Raw genomic sequence first — 6,373 nt, forward strand, 5'->3', positions numbered from 1 at the left:
AGATGGCAGCTGGAAAGATTGTCCAGATTATCGGCGCCGTAGTTGACGTCGAGTTCCCTCAGGACGCTGTACCACAGGTGTACAACGCCCTTGAGGTTGAAAATGGTGATAACCGTCTGGTGCTGGAAGTTCAGCAGCAGCTGGGCGGTGGTGTTGTTCGTACGATTGCAATGGGTACTTCTGACGGCCTGAAACGTGGCCTTAAGGTGACCGATCTGCAAAAACCGATTCAGGTACCGGTAGGTAAAGCTACTCTGGGCCGTATCATGAATGTTCTGGGTCAGCCTATCGATATGAAAGGCGATCTGCAGAACGAAGATGGCAGCACCGTTGAAGTAAACTCTATTCACCGTGCAGCACCAAGCTACGAAGAACTGGCTAACTCCACCGAACTGCTGGAAACAGGCATCAAGGTTATCGACCTGATTTGTCCGTTTGCTAAAGGCGGTAAAGTCGGTCTGTTCGGTGGTGCGGGTGTAGGTAAGACCGTCAACATGATGGAACTTATCCGTAACATCGCAATTGAACACTCCGGTTACTCTGTATTTGCAGGGGTGGGTGAGCGTACCCGTGAAGGTAACGACTTCTACCACGAAATGACCGAGTCTAACGTTCTGGATAAAGTTGCTCTGGTGTATGGCCAGATGAACGAGCCACCAGGAAACCGTCTGCGTGTTGCGCTGACCGGTCTGACTATGGCTGAAAAATTCCGTGACGAAGGCCGTGATGTTCTGCTGTTTGTCGATAACATCTATCGTTATACCCTGGCCGGTACTGAAGTATCAGCACTGCTGGGTCGTATGCCTTCTGCGGTAGGTTATCAGCCAACACTGGCAGAAGAGATGGGTGTACTGCAGGAACGTATCACGTCAACCAAAACCGGTTCTATCACTTCCGTACAGGCAGTGTATGTACCTGCGGATGACCTGACTGACCCGTCTCCGGCAACCACCTTTGCTCACCTGGACTCAACGGTAACTCTGAGCCGCCAGATCGCATCACTGGGTATTTACCCTGCGGTTGACCCGCTGGATTCCACCAGCCGTCAGCTGGATCCGATGATTGTGGGTCAGGAGCACTATGATATTGCGCGTGGCGTACAGTCTCTGTTACAGCGTTACCAGGAACTGAAAGATATCATCGCGATTCTGGGTATGGATGAACTGTCTGAAGACGACAAACTGCTGGTGTCCCGTGCACGTAAAATTCAGCGTTTCCTGTCTCAGCCATTCTTCGTCGCAGAAATCTTTACCGGTGCACCAGGTAAATACGTTTCTCTGAAAGATACCATCCGTGGCTTCAAAGGCATTATGGAAGGTGAGTTTGACCATCTGCCTGAGCAAGCGTTCTACATGGTTGGTTCCATCGACGAAGCTGTAGAAAAAGCGAAGAAACTGTAATTTCAGTTTCCCGGGAGGATTGATATGGCTAAAAGTTATCACCTGGATGTTGTCAGCGCTGAACAACAAATGTTTGCCGGCAGTGTACAGCATATCCAGGTGTCAGGAAGTGAAGGTGAGCTGGGGATTTTCCACGGTCACGCACCACTTCTGACTGCCATCAAACCTGGTATGGTTCGTATCGTTAAAGAGAATAACCACGAAGAGTTTATTTATCTCTCCGGGGGGATTCTGGAAGTTCAGCCCGAAAGTGTTACGGTTATGGCTGATACAGCCATCCGTGGTGAGGATCTGGACGAAGCACGTGCTCTGGAAGCAAAACGTAAAGCAGAAGATCATATGAACAAAAGCCACGGTGATGTGGACTATGCTCAGGCCTCTGCTGAACTGGCGAAAGCTATTGCTAAACTGCGCGTCATCGAACTGACCAGGAAAGTGATGTAAGATCATTACGCTGCAAAAAAGCCGGTAAGTGGAAGCTTACCGGCTTTTTTTATGTGCCTGATCCGGCCAGGGAGCGGATAATCTCCTGAAACAGCGGCTCAGCATCCTGTCTCCGCAGAGAGCAGCCCGCGGGCAGATTATGCAGTCAGGTATCCTTATACTGTATACTCTTTGCTTTACCCGATTAAATAAAAGTGATGGCAGATGATGGCAGATAAAAAAATGAGTGTGGTGATCCTTGCTGCCGGTAAGGGGACCCGGATGTATTCGGATCTCCCGAAAGTGCTCCATCAGCTGGCCGGAAAACCTATGGTGCAGCATGTGATTGATGCGGCAAAGGGGCTGGGTGCGGATAATATATACCTGGTGTATGGTCATGGTGGTGAGTTATTGAAAAACACCCTTAATGACCCGATATTACACTGGGTTGAACAGGCTGAGCAGCTGGGTACCGGCCATGCTATGCAACAGGCAGCCCCTTTCTTTACTGATGATGAAGATATTCTGATGTTATACGGTGATGTCCCGCTGATCTCTGAGCAGACATTACAACAGTTACGTCTGCAGAAACCCGCAGGTGGCATCGGATTGCTGACAGTGGTACTGGATAACCCGTTCGGTTATGGCCGCATTGTCCGTGAAAACGGCGAAATTACCGGGATTGTCGAACAGAAAGATGCCAGCCCGCAGCAGCTGGCTATCAATGAAATTAATACCGGTATCCTGCTGGCCAATGGTGGTGATCTGCGGCGCTGGCTGGCTAAACTGACCAACAATAATGCCCAGAAAGAGTATTATATTACTGATATTATCGCGATGGCCCACCAGCAAGGGTGCCGTATTGCCGCCGTTCATCCGCAAAACAGCAGTGAAACGGAAGGGGTTAATAACCGGCAACAACTGGCAACCCTGGAACGGATCTATCAGCGTCAGTCGGCGGATAAACTCTTGCTGGCCGGGGTTATGTTAAGCGATCCGGCGCGTTTTGATTTACGCGGGCAGCTGCAACATGGCCGCGATGTCAGCATTGATATTAATGTGATCCTTGAAGGTAAGGTTACGCTCGGCAATGGAGTGAAAATCGGTGCCGGATGTATTATTAAAAACAGCGTGATCGGTGATGGCTGTGAAATCAGTCCTTATTCCGTCATTGAAGATGCCCGGCTGGAAAGTGCCTGTACTGTGGGGCCTTTTGCCCGCCTGAGGCCAGGTACCTCGTTAGCTGAACAAGTTCATGTGGGTAACTTTGTCGAAATTAAAAAATCGGCACTGGGTAGCGGTTCAAAAGCCGGCCATTTAACCTACCTGGGCGATGCGCAGATCGGCGCCGGGGTCAATATTGGTGCCGGGACGATTACCTGTAATTATGACGGGCAGAATAAATCACAAACCATTATCGGTGATAATGTGTTTGTCGGGTCTGACAGCCAGTTTATTGCCCCGGTATCGGTCGCTGACGGGGTGACTATTGCGGCGGGAACCACAGTAATGAAAGATATAAACCATGAAGCGCTGGTTTATAATCCAAAGCAACAAAGTGTAAAAGCTGACTGGCTGCGGCCGGTAAAAAAATAAATTATCTGATATTTCCCGGCCAGCCGGCACAGACCGGCACCGGACAGGCTGTGACAAATAATAACCCCCATTCTCTGCAAGGCTCGGGGGATCCGTCGCGACGGAACATCAGGTCAGATGACAATCTCTATGGTGAATACGCCATAACGTCAGGATTAAAAAATATGTGTGGAATAGTGGGTGCAGTTGCACAACGTGATATTGCGGAAATTCTGCTGGAAGGCTTACGCCGCCTGGAATACCGTGGTTATGATTCAGCAGGCCTGGCCGTTGTTAACCAACCGGGCGAGATGATCCGTCTGCGGCGTGTGGGTAAGGTTCAGGCACTGGCAGAGGCTGCTGCACAGCAGCCATTGCCCGGGGGAACCGGTATTGCTCATACCCGATGGGCGACGCACGGAGAGCCTTCAGAACAGAATGCACATCCCCATGTCTCCGGTAATATTGTACTGGTGCATAACGGTATTATTGAGAACCATGAAGAGCTACGGGTAAAGGTTAAGGCTCTGGGCTATACGTTTGTCTCTGAAACAGATACCGAAGTGGTTGCCCATCTGATTAATGACGAGCAAAAACGTGGCGGCAGCCTGCGTGAAATTGTTCAGCGGGTGATTAAGCAACTGCGTGGTGCTTACGGTATGGTGATCATGGACAGTAACGATCCTTCGGTTCTGGTCGCGGCCCGTTCAGGCAGCCCGCTGGTGATTGGTTGTGGTGTCGGAGAAAACTTTATCGCGTCTGATCAGCTGGCGTTGTTGCCGGTTACCCGGCGTTTTATCTACCTGGAAGAAGGTGATGTTGCTGAGGTCACCCGGCGGTCGGTGAATATTTTCGCTGACGGTGAGCCGGTTAGCCGTCCGGAAATTGAATCTTCTGCCCAGTATGATGCCGGTGATAAAGGCCTCTATCGCCATTACATGCAGAAAGAAATTTATGAGCAGCCGATGGCGGTGAAAAATACCCTGCAGGGACGTTTTCATCAGGGGGTTGTGGACCTGAGTGAATTAGGGCCGGATGCGGAACAGCTGCTCAGCCAGGCTGAACATATTCAGATTGTGGCCTGTGGTACGTCTTATAATTCAGGGCTGGTGGCCCGCTACTGGTTTGAGTCGCTGGCAGGGATCCCCTGTGATGTTGAAATTGCCTCTGAATTCCGCTACCGGAAATCGGTGGTACGGAAAAACAGTCTGCTGATCACCTTGTCACAGTCCGGCGAAACTGCAGATACCCTCGGGGCACTGCGTCTGTCTAAGCAACTGGGTTATCTTGGCTCACTGGCCATTTGTAATGTGGCGGGTTCCTCACTGGTACGCGAATCTGACCTGGCACTGATGACCAAAGCCGGGGTCGAAATTGGTGTGGCCTCGACCAAAGCCTTTACCACCCAGCTGACAGTACTGCTGATGCTGGTGGCTCAGATGGCAAGGCTGAATGGCCAGCCAGAACAGGTTGAACATGATATCGTTCATGCCCTGCAGGCGCTGCCCAGCCGGATTGAGCAAATCCTGTCACATGACAAACAGATCGAAGCACTGGCAGAAGGATTTTCAGATAAACACCATGCCCTGTTTCTGGGACGCGGCGATCAGTACCCGATCGCGATGGAAGGTGCGCTGAAACTGAAAGAAATCTCTTATATCCATGCTGAAGCTTATGCCGCCGGAGAACTGAAACATGGTCCGCTGGCGCTGGTGGATGCTGATATGCCGGTCATCATTATTGCGCCAAATAATGAGTTACTGGAAAAGCTGAAATCTAATATCGAAGAAGTGCGCGCCCGGGGCGGACAACTGTATGTATTTGCTGATCAGGATGCCGGTTTCACCGACAGCCCGAATATGAAAATCATTCAGCTCCCTCATGTGGAAGAAGTACTGGCACCGGTGTTTTATACTATTCCGCTGCAATTACTGTCGTATCATATTGCCTTAATTAAAGGCACTGATGTCGATCAGCCACGTAACCTGGCAAAATCGGTAACCGTTGAGTAAATAACAGTATCCGCCCGACATCTTTTGTCGGTAGACAATAAAGATTAGAACTAAACAATAAAGAATGAAACTGTAACATTAAAGTTGAAAACTTTTAAAACCCGGTTAAACTGATTAAAAGTTGACCGGGTTTTTGTTATGGCAAAATCAAAGTACGTTTTAACTGAAAATCAAATCATCAAACGGATTAAAGAAGGTAGGGGGGCCGGAAGGCTTTCTAGTTATAAACCGTGGTTGTATGTTAATGAGGTTCCTTCAACAGGTCGTTCTCAGCGAATCTATTCTCACCTAACTGGCCGTATTCATCATGTACTATCAGACCTCGAATTCGCGGTTTTTCTTCTTCTCGACCATAGTGCAGCCACAACTGACATTCGAGAGCAATTTCCGCTCAATAGGGATGACACTCTAAATATTTCCAATGAAGGTCAGCTTTGGCATCCTTCGCAAGGTGGAGTGAATCTTGTCATGTCCTCAGATTTTTTGGTCAACTCATCTTCCAAAATTCAGCCCAAGTTTGCTATTCAAGCTAAGTATACAAAAGACTTAAAAGACCCAAGAACGGTCGAAAAACTTGAAATTGAACGACGATATTGGTTGCTCAAAAAATTCCATGGTTTCTTGTAACAGAGAAAGAGATAGATAGCGTTATCGTGTCGAATATTGAGTGGCTATATGGGGTTAAAGGATACTTTGGTAATCCCCCCATTTTTAACGGAGGCAATAAGTAGGATCAGATAAGCGTTGAATATGTTGCATCGGCGTGTAGCCATTCAGTGCCATATTCGGTCGCTCGTGATTATAAAACCATTGCCATCGCGTGGCATAGTTCTGCAATTCATCCAGTGAGGTAAACAGGTGTTGTCCCAGCCAGTCATAGCGCACCGTCCTATTGTAACGCTCTATATAGGCATTTTGCTGCGGATTACCTGGCTGGATAAAGTTAATCTGGATACCTCTTGT

At 49.1% G+C, this 6,373-nt stretch carries 6 protein-coding genes; 5 read left to right on the forward strand and 1 reads right to left on the reverse strand.

Features of this window, described 5'->3' with window-relative positions; all coding sequences use genetic code 11:
• The first annotated feature begins 2 nt into the window (after nt 1-2).
• From atpD to JK216_RS16040, 5 genes are all read left to right on the forward strand, one after another.
• Complete coding sequence (gene atpD, locus JK216_RS16020) at nt 3-1,400, forward strand: F0F1 ATP synthase subunit beta (RefSeq protein ID WP_212712118.1); 1,398 nt, start codon at nt 3-5, stop codon at nt 1,398-1,400.
• 24 nt (nt 1,401-1,424) lie between these two features.
• Entirely contained in the window at nt 1,425-1,844 is a 420-nt protein-coding gene (locus tag JK216_RS16025) for a F0F1 ATP synthase subunit epsilon (protein WP_212709103.1), read from the forward strand.
• A 207-nt stretch (nt 1,845-2,051) separates the two neighbouring features.
• Nucleotides 2,052-3,419, forward strand: a complete 1,368-nt coding sequence (glmU, locus tag JK216_RS16030) for a bifunctional UDP-N-acetylglucosamine diphosphorylase/glucosamine-1-phosphate N-acetyltransferase GlmU (protein ID WP_212709119.1) — start codon at nt 2,052-2,054, stop codon at nt 3,417-3,419.
• Nucleotides 3,420-3,583: 164 nt separating this feature from the next.
• Nucleotides 3,584-5,410 carry a glutamine--fructose-6-phosphate transaminase (isomerizing) gene (gene glmS / locus JK216_RS16035; RefSeq protein ID WP_212709104.1) on the forward strand — a complete coding sequence of 609 codons (1,827 nt, stop codon included), beginning with the start codon at nt 3,584-3,586 and terminating at the stop codon, nt 5,408-5,410.
• Nucleotides 5,411-5,548: 138 nt separating this feature from the next.
• Nucleotides 5,549-6,037: a TnsA endonuclease N-terminal domain-containing protein gene (locus JK216_RS16040; protein WP_212712119.1), complete on the forward strand. Its 489-nt coding sequence runs from the start codon at nt 5,549-5,551 to the stop codon at nt 6,035-6,037.
• An 84-nt stretch (nt 6,038-6,121) separates the two neighbouring features.
• Here JK216_RS16040 and JK216_RS17085 read toward each other — a convergent pair.
• A partial coding sequence (locus JK216_RS17085; RefSeq protein WP_249213700.1) for a transposase occupies nt 6,122-6,373 on the reverse strand: 252 nt, incomplete at its 5' end.

Origin of the sequence: Tatumella sp. JGM94 (assembly GCF_018257595.1) — a bacterium.
Lineage (GTDB): Bacteria > Pseudomonadota > Gammaproteobacteria > Enterobacterales > Enterobacteriaceae > Tatumella > Tatumella punctata.

Coding starts and splice junctions, on each gene's coding strand:
- glmS (WP_212709104.1), top strand. CDS start 3,584: ATGTGTGGAATAGTGGGTGCAGTTGCACAACGTGATATTGCGGAAATT.
- JK216_RS16025 (WP_212709103.1), top strand. CDS start 1,425: ATGGCTAAAAGTTATCACCTGGATGTTGTCAGCGCTGAACAACAAATG.
- JK216_RS16040 (WP_212712119.1), top strand. CDS start 5,549: ATGGCAAAATCAAAGTACGTTTTAACTGAAAATCAAATCATCAAACGG.
- atpD (WP_212712118.1), top strand. CDS start 3: ATGGCAGCTGGAAAGATTGTCCAGATTATCGGCGCCGTAGTTGACGTC.
- glmU (WP_212709119.1), top strand. CDS start 2,052: ATGGCAGATAAAAAAATGAGTGTGGTGATCCTTGCTGCCGGTAAGGGG.